The 15,905-nt window shown below is 71.9% G+C and carries 9 protein-coding genes; all 9 read right to left on the bottom strand.

The annotated features are described in order from the left end of the window. Positions 1-4: 4 nt before the first annotated feature. Positions 5-955 carry a TauD/TfdA dioxygenase family protein gene (locus tag ACQP17_RS11725; protein WP_433856224.1) on the bottom strand — a complete coding sequence of 317 codons (951 nt, stop codon included), beginning with the start codon at positions 953-955 and terminating at the stop codon, positions 5-7. 337 nt (positions 956-1,292) lie between these two features. Beyond that, the gene (locus ACQP17_RS11720) at positions 1,293-2,129 is read right to left on the bottom strand and encodes a carbohydrate ABC transporter permease (protein WP_433856223.1); all 837 of its coding nucleotides are present in this window, start codon (positions 2,127-2,129) and stop codon (positions 1,293-1,295) included. Between the two features lie 27 nt (positions 2,130-2,156). Next, positions 2,157-3,167: a carbohydrate ABC transporter permease gene (locus ACQP17_RS11715; RefSeq protein WP_433856222.1), complete on the bottom strand. Its 1,011-nt coding sequence runs from the start codon at positions 3,165-3,167 to the stop codon at positions 2,157-2,159. Next, entirely contained in the window at positions 3,164-4,423 is a 1,260-nt protein-coding gene (locus ACQP17_RS11710) for an ABC transporter substrate-binding protein (protein ID WP_433856221.1), read from the bottom strand. Before ACQP17_RS11710 ends, ACQP17_RS11715 begins: the two co-directional genes overlap by 4 nt. 144 nt (positions 4,424-4,567) lie before the next feature. After that, complete coding sequence (locus ACQP17_RS11705) at positions 4,568-4,732, bottom strand: hypothetical protein (protein ID WP_433856220.1); 165 nt, start codon at positions 4,730-4,732, stop codon at positions 4,568-4,570. 417 nt (positions 4,733-5,149) lie between these two features. Next, entirely contained in the window at positions 5,150-7,426 is a 2,277-nt protein-coding gene (locus tag ACQP17_RS11700; protein ID WP_433856219.1) for an SUKH-4 family immunity protein, read from the bottom strand. 94 nt (positions 7,427-7,520) lie between these two features. Next, the gene (locus ACQP17_RS11695) at positions 7,521-14,198 is read right to left on the bottom strand and encodes a toxin glutamine deamidase domain-containing protein (protein ID WP_433856218.1); all 6,678 of its coding nucleotides are present in this window, start codon (positions 14,196-14,198) and stop codon (positions 7,521-7,523) included. A 125-nt stretch (positions 14,199-14,323) separates the two neighbouring features. Further along, positions 14,324-14,818: a hypothetical protein gene (locus ACQP17_RS11690; RefSeq protein ID WP_364885391.1), complete on the bottom strand. Its 495-nt coding sequence runs from the start codon at positions 14,816-14,818 to the stop codon at positions 14,324-14,326. 283 nt (positions 14,819-15,101) lie between these two features. Beyond that, the gene (locus ACQP17_RS11685) at positions 15,102-15,902 is read right to left on the bottom strand and encodes a maleylpyruvate isomerase family mycothiol-dependent enzyme (protein WP_433856217.1); all 801 of its coding nucleotides are present in this window, start codon (positions 15,900-15,902) and stop codon (positions 15,102-15,104) included. Positions 15,903-15,905 lie beyond the last annotated feature (3 nt).

Genomic DNA, 15,905 nt, shown 5'->3' with positions numbered 1-15,905 from the left:
CCGCTCAGCGGGGGCGGTCACCCGCGATGGCGACGCGTTCGGCGACCCGGCGGTGCGTCCCGTAGTCGTTCACGGCATAGTGCTGGGTGGCGCGGTTGTCCCAGAACGCGATGTCGCCGGCCTGCCAGCGCCACCGCACCTGGAACTCCGGCACCTGTGCCTGCTGGAACAGCAGCCGCAACAGCCGGTCGCTCGCCGCCTCGTCGAGGCCGGTGATCCGGGTGGTGAAGGACGCGTTGACGAACAGCATCCGCCGCCCCGTCTCCGGGTGCCGGCGCACCACCGGGTGCTCCACCGGTGGGAACTCGGCCTGAAATGGTGCCAGTTGGGCCGCCGAGCAGAAGCGTGCGAAGCCCGGGAGATAGTCGTGCACCGCCCGTGCGCCCTCGATGCGGTCCCTGATTTGCCCAGGCAAATTGTCGTATGCCGCCGCCATATCGGCCCAGAGCGTGTCGCCGCCCGCGGGCGGGACCTCGCGCAGCTGCAACACCGCACCCATGGCCGGACGTTCTCGGAACGTGACGTCCGTGTGCCATACGTTCTCGAACGTCGGGGCGCCGCCGGCCGACTTGTCGAACCGTACGACATCCTTCGAATCGCCCCGCGCCAGCAACGGATTGCTCTCCAACCGCCCCCAATTTCGTGCGAATTCACGCTGCTCCCCGGAGGTCAGATGCTGCGCGCGGAAGAACAGCACCTTCCACTCCAGCAGCGCCCGCTTCAGCTCCGCGCGCAGCGCGCCGGACAGCGGCCGCGACAGGTCCAGTCCACGGATTTCGGCCCCGATGGTGGCTGCCTGCGGTATGACCTCGAACCGTTCGTACGGCTGCTCCGTCCAGCCGTCAGGCGTACGACGCAGGATGCGCCGCCCTTCGTACAGGCCGTCGGCGGGGATGCGGTGGGGGCGCAGGGCGGGCGGCTGGGGGGTGGTCGTCGTCGGGGGTGTGGTCGTCAACGGATCCTCCAGGAGGCGAAGGGGAGGTGCGAGGGGTGGGGGAGGCGCCACGAGGGCGGGGAAGCGGCCGTGGGGCGGCGGGCGGTGGGCCGGACGCCGGTCGTCCGGGCGCCGGGCCGGGGGTGCCGTCCGTCGCGCGGGCGGCCGGCCGTCAGCCGGTCAGGCCGTGGGGAGACAACTGGCCGGGGGAGAACCCACCCGGCCGCGGCGGCGCAGAAAGCTCATACCGCGGGGCGCACACTCGCCGCGGGGCACGCGCGAACGCGTCTCCACCCCACGGACCTCCGACTGTGTGCTCATGCCACGCACCGTACCTCATACGCCGGCCGCCGAGCCCTCAGTCGTCGATCCCGCTGCGCTCCACCCCCGCGACGATGTACCGCTGGAGCAGCAGGAACACCACCACCAGCGGGGCGATGGAGACCGCGGCGGCCACGAACAGCTCATGCAGATTGAGGTTCTGCGCGGTGGTGAACGTGGACAGCGCGACCTGCACCGTCCAGGACTCCTGGTCCTGCCCGATCACCAGCGGCCACAGGAAGGCGTTCCAGGCGCCGATGAAGACGAGGGTGCCGACGGCGGCGAACACCGGCCGGGCGTTGGGCACCACGATCCGCCAGTACGTCCGCCAGTAGCCGAGCCCGTCGACCCGTGCCGCGTCCTCCAGCTCCTTGGGGAAGCCGAGGAAGAACTGCCGGAAGATGAAGCAGGCGAAGGCGCTGAACAGGGTCGGGATCACCAGCCCGCGCAGCGTGGAGAGCCAGCCCAGCGTCGACACCAGCACAAAGCTCGGCACGAACGTCACGGCCGCCGGGACCATCAGCGTCCCCAGGATCGCGTAGAAGACGGCGTTGGCGTGCCGGTAGGGGATGCGGGCCAGTCCGTAGCCCGCGAGCGAGGCCGGCACTACCGTGCCGACGGTCGTCGACACCGCGATCAGCGTGGAATTGAGCAGCGCCCGCCCCAGCGGGAGGTTCGGATCGCGGAAGACCTCGGTCAGGTTCGACCAGTGCAGGGTGTGCGGAAGGAAGGTCCAGTCGGGCGCCGTGATGTCCTGCTCGGTGGCCAGGCCGTTGCGCACCAGGAGGTAGAAGGGGATCAGGAACAGCAGCGCGAGGACGATCAGAACGACGAGCCGCAGCGCGCGCCCGGCCCTGGTCAGCGCGTCATGCATGGGTGCTCCACGAGTGCTCCACGGTCCTCACTCCTCCTTGCGGCCGAGGCCGAACCAGCGGGCCTGCACCACCGTCGCCACCGCGATGAGCAGGGCCAGGATCACCGCGCCCGCACTGCCCAGCCCGAGGTTCTGATCCCGGCCGAGCGCCGTGTAATACAGATAGACCAGGGGCGGCCGGGCATAGGGCGGGTAGCCGCGCGCATCGCTCAGCAGGTTGTAGAACTCGTCGAACGCCTGGAACGCGTTGATCACCAGCAGCAGGACCACCGCCACGGAGGTGGCGCGCAGCTGCGGGAAGGTGATGTGGCGGAAGGTCTGCCAGCCGGGGCGCGCCCCGTCCACCGCCGCCGCCTCGTACAACTGCGGGGGGATCCGCTGGAGCCCGGCCAGAAACAGGATCATGTAGAACCCCGCCTGCAGCCAGAGCCGTACGGTCACGATCACCAGCCAGTACCAGGGCGGATCGGTGGTCGACAGCCAGGCGGTCTGGTCCGCGCCGAACCATCCGAGGACGGTGTTGGCCAGCCCGAACCGCACCCCGTTGAAGATCGACAGCTTCCAGATGACCGCCGCGACGACATACGAGCAGGCCGTCGGCAGGAAGAACACCGACCGGAAGAAGGCCTGGGCGAGGCGCAGCCGGCCCACCATCAGCGCCAGCGCCAGCGAGAGCGCGTACGTGGCGGGCACGATGAACGCCGTGAACAGCGCGAAGGTGCCCAGGCTGCCGAGAAAGGCCTCGTCCTGCAGCATCGCGGTGTAGTTGCCGAGCCCGACGAAGTCCGCTCCGGACGGACTGACCGTGTTGTGCGCGTCGAAGAAGCTGAGGTAGACGCTCCACACCAGCGGCACATAGGTGAACAGCCCCAGCCCGAGGACGAACGGCCCGACGAACACCCAGAACCACAGGTTCCGCCGCTGGGGGCCGAGCAGCCGGGCGGTGAACGTGGGGCGCGGGTCGGCCGGGGGCGCGGCGGCCGCGGGGCGCTGCGGGGCGACGACCGCCGCCGCCACCCCTTCGGTCCCCCCGCTCACTTCTTCCCGACCCGCTTCGCCTCGTCGTTGACCGTGCGCACCACGCTCTTCAGCTCGCTCTCGGGGTGCGCGCCGCCCTTGATGATCCGGCTCAGCGCGTCCTGGTAGGCCGTGCGGTCCGCCGTCGTCCACAACAGGGGTTCGGCGGTGCCGTGATCGGTGGCGAACCGCACCGCGTCCGCCGCCGGTCCCTCCCGCAGCTGCGCGGCCTTCTTCGCCAGTGAGATCCGGGCCGGGATGTGGAAGCCGTACGACAGCGCGAAGTCCCGCTGGAAGTCGGTGCGGTCCACCCACAGCCAGGTGGCGAAGGCCTTGGCCTCCTTGATCTGCCTGCTGCGCGCGCTCACCGCGGAGGCGTAGGCGCCCACCGGAACGGACGGTTTCCCTCCGCTCCCGTCCTTCGGGAACGGCAGCACCCCGAAGTCGTCGCCCAGCGCCTTCTTGATCTGCGGCAGTGCCCACAGCCCGGACCACTGCATCGCGGTCAGCCCCTGCACGAACGCCGCCGGGTCGGACCAGTCCGTGGGCGCACCCAGCAGCAGCGACTTGTCCGCGTACAGCTGCCGGATCTTGCCCAGTACCCGGGCCGCCGCCGGATCGTCGAACCCGGCCTTGCCGTCCGCACCGATCAGACTCAGTCCCGCGGCGGACAGCGGCGTCCCGCTGAGCACCCCGACCCCGCCGTCGTTGCCCAGGAACAGGCCCTTGGTCTTCTTGCCGCTGAGCTTCCTCGCGCCGTCCACCAGCTCGTCGAGCGTCTGCGGCGGCCGGACCCCGGCCTCCTTCAGCAGGCTCTTGCGGTAGTAGAGCAGCTGCATGTCGACGGTCTGCGGGATGCCCCAGACCTTGTCCCGCCAGATCTTCGGGGCGAGCGCGGCCTGGTGGAAGTCGTCCTTCACCGGCTCGACCTCGGCGGTCAGATCGACCACCTGGCCGCCCCGGATCTGGTCCAGCAGCGGCCCGTTGACCTCGAAGACATCCGGCCCCGAGCTGGTGAGCAGCGCGGCCGCGGTCTGCCGGTCGTAGTCGCCCGGCCGCCACTGCACCCGCACCTCGGCCTGCCGGTAGGCGGCGGCGTAGCGCTTCACGGCCTGCTGGGTGCCGGGCTCCCCGTACTGGTGGTACCACTGGCTGATCGCCGGGCCCGAACCGCCGCCGCCACGACCGGTGTGGGACCCGCAGGCCGCCGTCACCGCCGCGGCCAGGGCGACGCCACCGCCGGCCGCCAGCAGTCGCCGTCTGTCGATCTCCGTCATGGCACGTCGCCCCCTGCGGTCGTAACCTCGCGGTGATCACCGATCACCGACGGTGCGACCGTCCACTCTGCCGCACGGCCGGGCAACGCGCAGGGCATCCCGACGAATCCGGCCGCGCACGGCCACCCGGGGGCGTCCCGCGCGCTACCGCTCGTCGGTCACCTCGGAACCGGGCCGGCCCGGCACGCCGCCGACTGCCTCCTCGTCGTCGTATTCGGGCCTCTTGTACGGCTCGCCGCCCGGGTACGCGGGTTCCTTGAACACCGACGTGTAGTCAGGCTTGGCCGGGCGGGGCAGGGGCGGATTCATGGGATCTCCGGTTTCATGGCTGCACGGGGCAGGGTGGTGGGGGGAGTCGTCTCCGGTGCCGCGCGCCCCGGTCGTTCCCGGCGGCAGCCCGGCGTGGGACGGCCGTCGGACACCGCGGCGACGAAGCCGGCTGCGACGCGGAGCACTTGGCAGCTACCGCGACGAGATGCGAAAGGCGCCGAACGGCGTTCGCACGTCTCACGACCTGCAAGAAAGTATCCCCCCGATGACAGTAGCTGCTTCCGCGGCCGGATGAACTCCCACCGCTCCGACGGGGTACTGCGGCGCGATGACTACGGTGTGAACGAAGGGCATGGCATCGGCAACACGGGCACGATCAACTCGCCCTCCGGCAAGCGGCGTTCGCACACGGCTCATGCCGTGCCGAGGGGAGTCCCCGGCACGGCATGGACGCCGCTACACCGCGTCCGGGTCGTCCCAGTGGCCCGAGAGGATGGCCGTCCAGTGCGGATGGGAGGCGGCCACCGGGTCGATGGCCTGGGCCCAGGCGGTGAGGCTGCGGCGGGCGTCCAGTTCCTCCGCGCGGATCGTGAAGGCGCTCTCGCGGCACTGCACCGCGAGCGCCAGCAGCGTGCAGGCCTGCCGCAGGCCGCCGCTCACGAGGTGGTCGGCATCGCCGTCACCGACCTCGGTGACGTACAGCCGGCCCGAGGCGCCGTCCAGCAGCAGCTCGCCCCTGACCCAGTGGCCCATGCGGAAGAAGGGGCCGGCGCCGGACGGCAGGGCGGACGGTCCGGCGGTGTCCGGCAGGGCGTCCGGCAGGGCGTGCGGCCGGGTGAAGGAGAGGTGGCGGAAGTCGGCGTCGAGGTCCGGTACGCCGACCTCGGTCAGGAAGCGGACCGTGGCCGGGTGCACGAGCCCGTCCGGCAGGGCGTCGGGGGGCACGGTCGGGCAGGTGCCCGGACCGAACACGTCCTCGTACCAGGCGCGCGCCGCCGCACCCTCCGCGCGGGCGGCCTCGGGCAGCTCCCACACCGCGGCGGTGTTGTGGGGGGCGAGCAGCGGCCGGGACCGCCAGGAAGGTTTCGCGGTCACGCGGGTGGGGTCAAGGACGCGGAGGGCGTAGAGGCCGCCGGAACCGCCGTGGACCTGGACGCCGTCGGCCGCCTTGGCCAGGCAGGTGCTGGCGGACGGCGTCCTCGGGGAGGGCACCCCCTCCGCCTCCTCCGGTTCGGCGACCGGCTCGAAGGCCCGGCCGTCCGCCTGGTCGGGCTCGTCGTCCTCGCCGTACGACAACTGCACCTGGACGGCGTCACCCAGGGGTGCCCCGTCATCGAGGGTCCACACCCGCTCGACGGCGTACCAGTCGGCGTCCGGATCCACCTCGTCGTCGAGGTCGTCCTCGTCGATCTCCTGCTGGCTCGCCACTACGGCGGCGCCGTCGGCGAGGCCCAGGACGAGTTCCTCCGCCGCCGCGTCGTCGTGCCGCGGCGAGGGGCCGAAGAGTCCGTACGGACGCCACCGTGACCAGAGGGTGTGCCACGGCAGTGCGGCCGCGCGCGCCAGCTCCGCGGCGATATCGGTGGCGCCGCGGTTGAGCGAGGCCCAGTGGAGCCAGGAGAGCCATTCCTCATGGGTGCTCGGCTCGACGCCGGCCGCCTCCAGGTAATGGACGTCGGACGCGGGAATTCCCGCCGGGATTCCGGCCGGATAGGTCAGGGCGAGGCCGGTCAGCAGGGCGGTCCGGTCGACATGTGCGAGAAAGCGCGGGTCCTGTGCCAGCGTGGCCAATTTCCCGGCGGCCGCGGCATGGAGGGGGAGGGTGCGGAAGGTGTAGGCGGCCACCGGGTCCGGCGCATTTCCGGAAGGGGGTGCGTCCGCATCTCCGGGCAGTTGGTCGAGCAGGGCCTCGGTGAGGCGCTCGTGTTCCGCCCGGCTGAGCGGCAGTTGGGCGCGCAGGAGGTGTCGTATCCCGTCGGTGCGGAAGGCGATGCATTCGCCGTCCGCCCCGTCGGTCCGGATGGTCAGGATCTGTGGCAGCGCGTGCGCCGTGGTGAGCAGTTCCGCGGGTGTGGCGGCGGGCAGATCGAGCGCGGTGCACAGGACGGCCGCGGCCCGCAGCGGAATGTCGCGGACTTCAGCGGCGGCGAGTGCGCGCAACTGCGGGAATTGCGGCAGGAATTCGGCTGGTGAGGGTCCGGAGGCGGCGGCTTCGGAATCGGGCGGCGTGTCCGCAGCCGGCAGCAATTCCGCGTCCAGGGTCGACGCCACGGGTACGCGCTCTTGTTCCTGATCGGCCTCCAAGAGCACGGCGACGGGGCATGCCGCCGCACGCAGGAGGGGGACGATGACGTGGGTGAGTACCCGCCCGGGTTCCGTCGAGGTGGCCGTCCCGCCCGCCCACTGGACATTGGAGAAGAGGACGACCGCCCTTTCCTTGCCGTGGGTCCGGTGCGCGAATGCCTCGGCCAGCGGGGCCTTTCGGGTACGGCGGAAGCGTTCGTCGCCTCCCCAGGCGCCGATCAGCCGCGTGGCCACGTCATCGGCGGTGAGACCACGGCAGTCGACGGAGGTCGACATGTCGTCGCCCGAATCCCGGCAGGCCTCTTCCGCCTGCCCCACCACGGAAGTCTTTCCCGCGCCGACGGGCCCGGTCACGGCGAGCGTGAGGTGGTCCTGCCCCGACTCCTGGAGCCACTCTGTCAGCCGGGTGACGACGGTTCCGCGGGACACGACATTGACTCCGTTCAGCCACAGTCACACGAGGGATAGAGGGGTGGCGCGGCGCTGGGGTGGGACTTGCGGGCGGCACGCTACTACGCGGGTGCTAGGCGTGCACCTTGAGCCAGACGTTCAGCAACTCACCCCGTACGCGATCCATATCGTCCTTCCACCGCTGCTTGACCTCCTCCTGGGCGTCCTTGGTGGTCTCGCCCTGGGCGAACTTCCCGTAGCGGTAATTCGTGGCGTAGGAGACTTCCATCGGGTTCTTGTGCTGGGGGGTGGTCAGCGTTCCCTGTTTCTTCATTTCGCCGTGCGGAACGCGCGGTGTGCCCGGTGCGCGGTCCAGATTCTCACTGATGTAGTGCGCACAGGCCGCGCCGCCGAGATCGCCGGCGTTGCCGCACGGCTCGTATTCGGTGAACATCGCGGTCCGCTGGAACTTCTGCGGATCGAGTGCGCGCAGCCCCTCGCCCGCGGCGGGCTCCGAGTGGTCCGGGTTCGGCACACCGCCGCCCGCCGGAACGGAAGATCCGACGATGAAGTGCACATCCTGGGCAGTACCGGCGCCGTCGGTTTCCGTGACCTCGAATACCGCGTAATTCCGTCCCGAGAAGTCCGGCAGGACGGCGAGATCACCCATTTTGGCGTGCAACGCGGCCTGAATGCGGTCCCGCTCCGCCTTCAGATCGCGCCGGTACTTCCTGGCTTCCTCGTTCGTCATGTCGTCGGGCTGCGGCACGTTCTGCTGCGCCACGTATTCGATCGCCCGCCCCCGGGCGTCGTTCAGCTTTCCTTCGGCCGGCTTGTGATCCCGGTGGTGCTGGAGACCCTCGGGATTGATGTCATGGCCGTCGATCCGGGTGTGCTGAGCGTGGTAGTCGTAGCTCAGCCGGGCCAGGCACGAAACGGTCGCGAGCTTTTCGTGCCGCGGCAGATCGCGGTACGAATCGCCGAGCAGATTTCCGAGGTCGGCCTCGCTGATCCGGCCCTGCGCACGGATATGGGAGAAGACCTGGTTCAGGGGGGACGTGCCCGAGGCGGCATCGGGCTCCGCCCAGGCGTCCAGATTGCCCAGCACCGTGTCCCAGTTCACCTGCTGTACGACATGTGTCGTGCGCAGGCGCTGCTGCGCCTCGTCGCCGAGCATGCCCATCGCGGTGTGTCCGGGACCCTGCTCGTGCCCGTAACCAGGAGTGCCCTCCGCCTCAGCGGAGTCGAGAGGGTGTTGCAGTGCCTCGCGGGTGTCCTTCGCGGGCCGGGCTTTGCGCTTCTTGGAGGCGGGCTTTTCCTGCTCGATGTCCTTGTCGGCGGCGCTGTCCGCCTTGTGCTTTCCGGCGGGTTCGGCGGCCGGCCGACGCGTGCCCGCCGCGTCGGGATGCGCCGGGGACCCACTGCCGGGGACGGGGCGTCGGTCGGGGGCGAGGGGGATGGCGTGGACGCCGTGGTCGCCGTTGTGGAGGGGCTTGTCGCTGTGCTGTCCGGTTTGGGCGTCGACGTAGGTGATCTTGCCGTGGTGGTTGACGGCGTTCCAGGCGTGGGCGCGGCCGTGGGAGTCCTGGGTGATGATGACGGCCTGGGAGCCGTGGCCGGAGTGGTGGAGGTCGTTTTCCAGGCGGTGGAAGGCGTCGTTGCCGTTGCCGTAGTCGTGGAAGCGGCCGCCGAGGGTGTTCTCGATGCGGTCGCGGCCGTTGGTCTCGCCGCGGTCGGAGGGGGTGCCGTCGGGGTTGTGGTCGGGGGTGCGGTGGGCGGCGGCGGTGGGGTTGCCGGAGTAGGTGTCGGCGGCGGCCAGCGCGGAGTCGACGCAGTTGTTGTTGCGGCCCGGGGCGTCGGGGCCGGGGTCGTTGAGGGAGGCGAGCCAGTTGCCGTCGGCGGGGTCGGGGTGACGCTGCGGGGCACCGGTCTCGTCCCGGGGGATGGAGTCCTCGACGTGCTGCTGGTGCTCGTCGGTCGGCCCGTCCAGGCCGCCTGGGCGCTCGCGGTTACGGGTCTCGGCGGCGGGCCGGGGGTCATGCGGGTGCGCGGGGTCGGAGTGATCAGAGTGGTCGGAGTGGTCGGAGTGGTCGTTGGGGTCGGCGGGCTCGGCGTGCTCCGAGTTCCTTGCGCGATCCGACTGCTCGGAGTGATCCGGGTGCTCTGCGTGCTCCGGGTGTGGGGCGTTGTCGGTGGGGTGGGCGCCGGGTGACGACGGTGGACCGTCGGTCGTGCTGTCGGGGGCTCCCGCAGGGTGCGGCGGGTGCTGGGGGTTCTGCTGCGGGTGGTGCGGCGCCTGCTGCTGGTACGGGTTGTGGTGCTGGGGCTGCTGCGGGTGGGGTTGTGGGGAGTACGGGCCTGGCTGCTGCTGATGCGGTTGCTGATACGGCCCGGGCTGCTGCTGGTGCGGCTGCTGGGCGTACGGGTTCGGCTGCTGGTTGGGGCCCGGCTGCTGCTGGTGAGGCTGCTGGTAGGGCCCGGGCTGCTGTGCCTGCTGTTGGGCGTATGGGTTCTGCTGCTGGTGGGGCTGCTGTGGGGCGTACTGCTGCGGCTGCTGGAACTGCTGCGGGTGCTGCTGGTAGGGCGAGGGCTGCTGCGGGGGGTGCTGGGCGTACGGGTTCGGTTGCTGTTGCTGGTGGTAGGGGTTCGGCTGCTGGTGCTGCTGCTGGGCGTGCTGCGTCTGCTGGTGGTGCGGCTGTTGCGGGTTCTGCGGGTGGTGCTGGGGCTGGGCGGTGGGGTCGTAGGGCTGGCGGTTGGCGTCGAGGGTGAGGTGCCAGACCCCTACGCCCTGGGTGTGCAGGGGCTGGGCGCTGACCTGGCCGGACTGTGCGTCGACCCAGACCACCTTGCCGCCGTGATTGACGGCGTTGAAGGCGTGGGACGAGCCGTCCTGCCAGGCCACGACGATGATGGCGCCGGAGCCGGGGCCGGCGTTGTGGAGGTCCTGAGCGACGCGGGCGTAGCCGTCGGCGGTGTTCCCGGAGTGACGCAAGGGCGTGTTGGCCCAGCGGTTGATGTTCTGGATTCCGCTGCGCTCGCCCGTACGGCGGTCGAGGCTGCCGTCGGGGTTGGTGTCCCAGGTGCGCGGGGCGGACACCTGCGGATTGCCGAACCAGGTCTCCAGGAAGGAACGGCTGCAGTCGACGCAGTTGTTGGAGCGGCCGGGGATGACGAGCCCGCCGTCGTTCTGGAGCTGGGCCCAGGGCTGGAAGGGGTCCGGGTGCCGGACCGGGGTGCCGTCCGGATGGCGTGGCACGGCGTCGGCCAGTAGTTGCTGGTCGATGGCGCGCGCCGGGAGCAGACCCTGGGGGCCGCCCTGGAGTTCGTGGCGGATCCGTCCGAGGGAGTGCGGCGCGTCGGTGGGGATGCCGTTGGACTGCTGTTGCGGGACGTGCGGCTGGGGGGCCGGAGCCTGCTGATGCGGGGACTGCTGATGCGGCGCCTGTTGATGCGGGGGCTGCTGCTGAGCGTGCTGTTGCGCTTGCTGCGGGTGCTGGGGCTGCGGGTGTTGCTGCTGCACCGGCTGCTGGGCATGCGGCTGCTGCGCGTACGGCTGCTGTGGGGCTTGCTGGGGTGGCTGCTGCTGATGGGGTTGCTGTGGTGCCTGCTGTGGCTGTGTGTACGGCGTCTGGGGCTGCTGCTGAGGCGGCTGCGTGTACGGGTTCTGGGGAGGCTGCTGCGCGTATGGATTCTGCGGAGTCGGCTGGGGTGCGTACGGCTGCTGCTGGTAGTTGGGGTGCTGGGGCTGCTGGTTGGGGGGCTGCTGGTGGGGCGGCTGCTGTGGGGGGTGCTGCTGGTGCCCAGGGTCGGCCGGGGGCGGCGGTGCGTCCTGGTGCGGCGCCGAGGCCCGGTCGGTGGTGGGGGCGTCGGTGTTGTCGTGGTTGTCGCGCGGACGGGAGGCGTCGGCGGCCGGTCCCGATGCGTCGGGACGAGTGCCGTCGGGGTGGGTGCCGTCCGGACGTGTCCCCTCGGGGCGGGTGCCGTCGGGCCGGTTGTCGCCGGGGCGGGCGTCGACCGGCCGGTTGCCCTCGGGGTGGTTGTTGTGAGGGGCGGGGCCGTCGAGGCGGGGATTGTGCGGTGGGCCGTCGGGGGTGGGGTGCTGGGTGTGGTCCTGGACGATCTGGGAGCCGTCGGGGCGGCGGTTGCTGCCGGGAGGCGTGGTGGGGGTGTCCCGGCGGGGGCCGTCGAGGCGTGGGTTGTAGGGCCGGGACGTTTCTTCCCGACGGGGCCCGTCCAGGCGCGGGTTGTAGGCGGGGCGCTCGGGCCGGGGCCGGTCGGTGGCGTCGTGGACGGCCTGGGAGCCGTCCGGGCGGCGGTTGGCGCGCGGGGCCGGGTTGCCCTGGGACGAGGTGCCGCCCCGGGGCGGCGCGGTGGGAGCGGGGCCGCCTTGGGCCGGGATCGCGCCCGGCATTGGGCCGCCGGACTGGGGGGAGTGGGCCTGGGCCGGGTGCGGGGCGGAGGGGGTGCCGGGACCGGGGTCGGCGGTCTGCGGGGTGGGCGGGGGAGCGGTGAGGGTGTCGGCGGACTGAGTGGTGACCGTGGTGTCGTCGGAGTCGTCGACGGTGGGCATGGGGTCACCGGGGGCCGGATCCCGCTGCTGGACGGGCTGGCCGCTCGACGGGGTGTGCTGGACCGGGGCGCCCTGCGGCGCGGGGCCGGCGTGCGGCATCGAGGGACGTCCGCCGCCGGTGGCGGAACGGTCCCCGTCAGCGGCCCCGTGGTGGTTCGCGTCGCCGCCCGCGTCGGGGGAATCACCGTGGTACGAGGGCGGGTTGCCGGCCACCGGGTCGGGCGTCGGGGTCGGCGAGGGCGACGGGGAGGCGGGGGTGTCCGGACGCGCTCCGTCAGGGGCGGCATGGTCGGGTGCGGGCTGCGTGCCGACCGGGTCCGGGGCAGGGGCGGGGCGCGCTCCGTCCGGGGTGCGGTCGTGCGCCGGCTGGGTGCTGATGCCGTCCGGGTCCGGGCGGGCGGAGTCCGGGGTGGTGTCCCGTACGGGGTGCGTGCCGACGGGGTCGGAGTCCGGGTGGGAGGCGTCGGGGCGGGTCGCGTCGGGGGTGGTGTCAGGGGTGGGCCGGGTGCCGGCCGCGTCGGCGTCCGGGCGTAGGGCGTCCGCCGTGTGGTCGGGCGTGGGACGGGTGCTGACCTGGTCGGCATCGTGCCGCGCCGCGTCGGGGCGGGCGGCGTCGGGGGTGTTGTCGTGGGCCGGCTGGGTGCTGACCTGGTCGGGGTCCGGGCGGGAACTGTCCGGGGCGGGCCCGGAGTCGTGGCCGGTACCGGAGTGGTGGCCAGTGTCGGCGTCGGGGCCGGTTCCCGAGTCGTGGCTCGCCCCCGAGTGGTGGCCCGCCCCCGCGTCGGGGGTGGCCCCCGCGTCGGGGGTGGCCCCCGCGTCGGGGGTGGCCCCCGCGTCGGGGGTGGCCCCCGCGTCGGGGGTGGCCCCCGCGTCGTGGGTGCCGGCGGTGTCGGGGGAGTCCCCGTAGGGGCTGTGGTGGCCGTCGTTCTGGAAGCCCTCGTCGAAGGGGGAGCGCTGGTCCGGGGGCGGCAGGGGCTGCGCGGAGGGGACATCACGGGCCGGGTCCGCACCGCGGGAGGCCCCGTCGGAGGTGGACGACGTGTCGGAGGAGGACCGGGTGTCCGACGAGGGCGAGGGGTCGGACGGGGACGAGGACGGGGACGAGGCGTCGGAGGTGGACGGGGAGTGGCTCGAGTCGTCGTTGTCCGGCCCGTTGGATGCGCCCGTGTGGTCGGACGCACGGGGGCTGTGGGTGGTGGAGCCGCCGTCCGAACCGCCGCGACCGCCGTTGCCGGCGCCGGAGTCGGCGGAGGAGCCGTTGCCGCCGGAGCCGTGGTCCGTGCTGCTGCCGGAACCGCCGTCGGAACCCGATCCGCTGCCGGAACCGCTTCCGGACCCGCCGTCCGACCCGCTGCCGGACCCCGACCTGCCGCCGTCCCCGCTGCCGCTGTCCGACCCGCTGCCGGAACCGTCCGAACCGCCGTCCGACCCCCGGGAATCCTCGCCGCCCCCGCTGCTGCTCTCGGCGCTCTCGGACCCGTCGCCGTCGCCGTGTTCGCCGCCGCGGCCCGCCGCGTGGTCCAGCCCGCCGCGGGCGTGGTGGCCGGCGCGGTGGCCGGCGCCGTCGCGGAGGCTTTCGCCGAGGGACTCGCCGGTGTTCTTGAGGGCGTCGGTGGCGGCGCTCTTGCCCTCCTTGAGGGTCCGGCCGACGTTGTAGCCGTTCTGGGCGCCGAAGTTCTGGTTGACGGTCTGGGCGATGAGGTCGGAGGCCATGGCCTCCAGTGCGGAGATCACCGGCTCCTTGGCGGCCTCCATGATCGCGTCAAGGACCTGCTTGGCGACTTCCTTGAGAATCTTGCGGACCACCTCACGGGTGGCCAGGGTGGCGGCCGCACCCCCGACTTCGGACAGGCCGAAGGTGAAGGGAGCGGCGGCCTGGGCCGCGATGATCTCGGCGGCCAGGATCGCCAGCTGGGCGATCACGGCGACCTTCATGCCGATGACCAGCGCGGCGGCGGCCTCGAAGGTGAAGGCGAGGACCTCGGCCGCCTCGCGGGCGTCGTGCAGATACCCCGAGCCGCCGGCGAACTTGTCCCAGGTCTTGCTGAAGGCCTCGACGGCGTCGCCGGAGTTCTCCCCGAGGACGTTGCCCGCATAGGTGTTGCCACGGGACTGGTGTCCCTCGACCTCCGTGGCGAACTGCCGCCAGACCTGGGCGCATTCGATGAGTTTGTCCTCATCGGCGGTGGGCCAGTTGAAGCCGAGCATCTCCAGGACCCACTCAAGTGGATCAGGCAGCATGACAGACACGATGGAGCTCCCCCGTGAAAAACGTGCGGTAGGGCGTGCGGCAGGCGCAGCTGGTGCGGGTGGTGCGAGAAGGCGGCCGGGTCAGCGGGCGGCCGGGCCCGGGGCCGGCCGGCGGATCAGTGCTGGGCGGGCCGGAAGGAGACCTGGACGTTGGGGTCGGCCGTCGGGTCCTGCCACGCCTGCTTGTTCTCGACGTGCTGCTTCATCAGCGCGTCGTTGAACTCCTCGTTCTCCGCATGGTTCCGGGACATCGTGGTCAGCGCCTTGCCGATCTCCTGGAGCTTGGCGGAGAGATGGCCCATCGACTCGTTCATGCCGTCACGCACACCCTCGTAGACGACGCCGAACTTCTCGCCGAGGTCGTCATCCCCCCACGGCGGGGCGCCGTCCTTGCTGTCGAACGTCGTCAGACCGCTCACGAACTGCTGGCCGAACGACTTGTCCGGCGGCGCCGCGCCCTGACCGTTGCTGGGCGGCCCGGCGCCGAGCGCATGCAGGCCGTCCATCAGGCGGGCGACCGAGGAGTAGAAGTCCTCGCCCAGCTTGTCGAAGTCCGTCCCCCCGGCCTTGAGGCTCTCCACGTCGGTCTGGAAACCGCCGGCACCTGCCACAACGTCCCCCGCGTTCGTAATGGTTGCCTCACGAGATGTTCAAGCCAAAGTTTAGCGGGCCTTCCTGGCGCCCTGCCAGGAGTCTTTTGACGGGTAAATCCGCCGGATTCAGGTGCTTTTCGGGCGTGCGCGGTCGCCGCTGAACTCCGCGACCACCTGGGAGGAAGCGCGGTAGTCGGGTCATATCGCCGTCGGGCTCGACGCGGGCCGCGACGCGTCCTGCGGGCTCCGTACGGGCCGGGCCGAGGTGGCTCTCCTTGCGAGCGGAATCGGCCATAGTGGCTCAGCCGAACAGGACCCGGGAGAGCCAGAATTCCAGCAGCTCCGTGTCTCCGGTGATCTCGAAGGTGTCCTTGTCGGTGGGGCGGCGGCCGTAGAGGAGGAGCAGCAGGTCGGTGAGCGGGCCGTGGACGGAGACGGTGGCCGGCTCCTGGGCACGGCGCCAGGCGAGGGTGTCGCCGGTGAGGTCGACCAGCCAGTCCGCGGCCGCGTCCGGCGGGGTGTCCGTGGCGTGGAAGTGGAGGGTGCGGCCGGGGCCGAGGAGCGCGCGCCGGTCGGGGTGGAAGTCGAACATCTCCGGCAGCGAGCCCAGTTCCATCCACTCGTCGAGGGCGTCGAGGGCCACCGGCTGCCCGACGGTGAAGTCCGCGCCCAGGGTGAGGGCGGCATCGGCGCGGTGGATGACCGTCTCGTGAGCCATGCGGCGGGCGAAGAAGCGGGGGCCTCCGGAGGACAGCGGGGTCCAGATCGGAGTGTCCGGGTCGGTGGCGCGGAGGGGCGCGGCGAGGAGTTCCGCGCCTTCGGTGAGCCAGTCGGCGACGTCGGCCGGGGTCCGGGCGGTGTCGCGGGGCAGGTCGCGCAGGGCCGTGTCGGCCGGGGGCCGGGCCGCCCGGGTGCGCACGATCTCCTCGACCCAGCGGTGTGCCTCGCCCAGATGGCGGAACAGTTGGGCGAGGTTCCAGTCCGGGCAGGACGGCACCGTCGTCGTGAGGTCGGCGCCCTCCTCCCGGAGGTGGGACGCGAGCAGCCCGGACTGCGTGACGATCTCGGCGCAGTGACTGTCGTACTCCATGGTCGACTTCATGAC

Source organism: Streptomyces kronopolitis (assembly GCF_050953795.1).
In the GTDB taxonomy this organism is placed as follows: Bacteria; Actinomycetota; Actinomycetes; order Streptomycetales; family Streptomycetaceae; genus Streptomyces; species Streptomyces kronopolitis_A.
The sequence above is the reverse complement of the archived record's forward strand: the minus strand, read 5'-3'. Positions and strand labels throughout refer to the sequence as shown.

Coding starts and splice junctions, on each gene's coding strand:
- ACQP17_RS11720 (WP_433856223.1), bottom strand. CDS start 2,129: ATGCATGACGCGCTGACCAGGGCCGGGCGCGCGCTGCGGCTCGTCGTT.
- ACQP17_RS11710 (WP_433856221.1), bottom strand. CDS start 4,423: ATGACGGAGATCGACAGACGGCGACTGCTGGCGGCCGGCGGTGGCGTC.
- ACQP17_RS11705 (WP_433856220.1), bottom strand. CDS start 4,732: ATGAATCCGCCCCTGCCCCGCCCGGCCAAGCCTGACTACACGTCGGTG.
- ACQP17_RS11695 (WP_433856218.1), bottom strand. CDS start 14,198: ATGCTGCCTGATCCACTTGAGTGGGTCCTGGAGATGCTCGGCTTCAAC.
- ACQP17_RS11685 (WP_433856217.1), bottom strand. CDS start 15,902: ATGAAGTCGACCATGGAGTACGACAGTCACTGCGCCGAGATCGTCACG.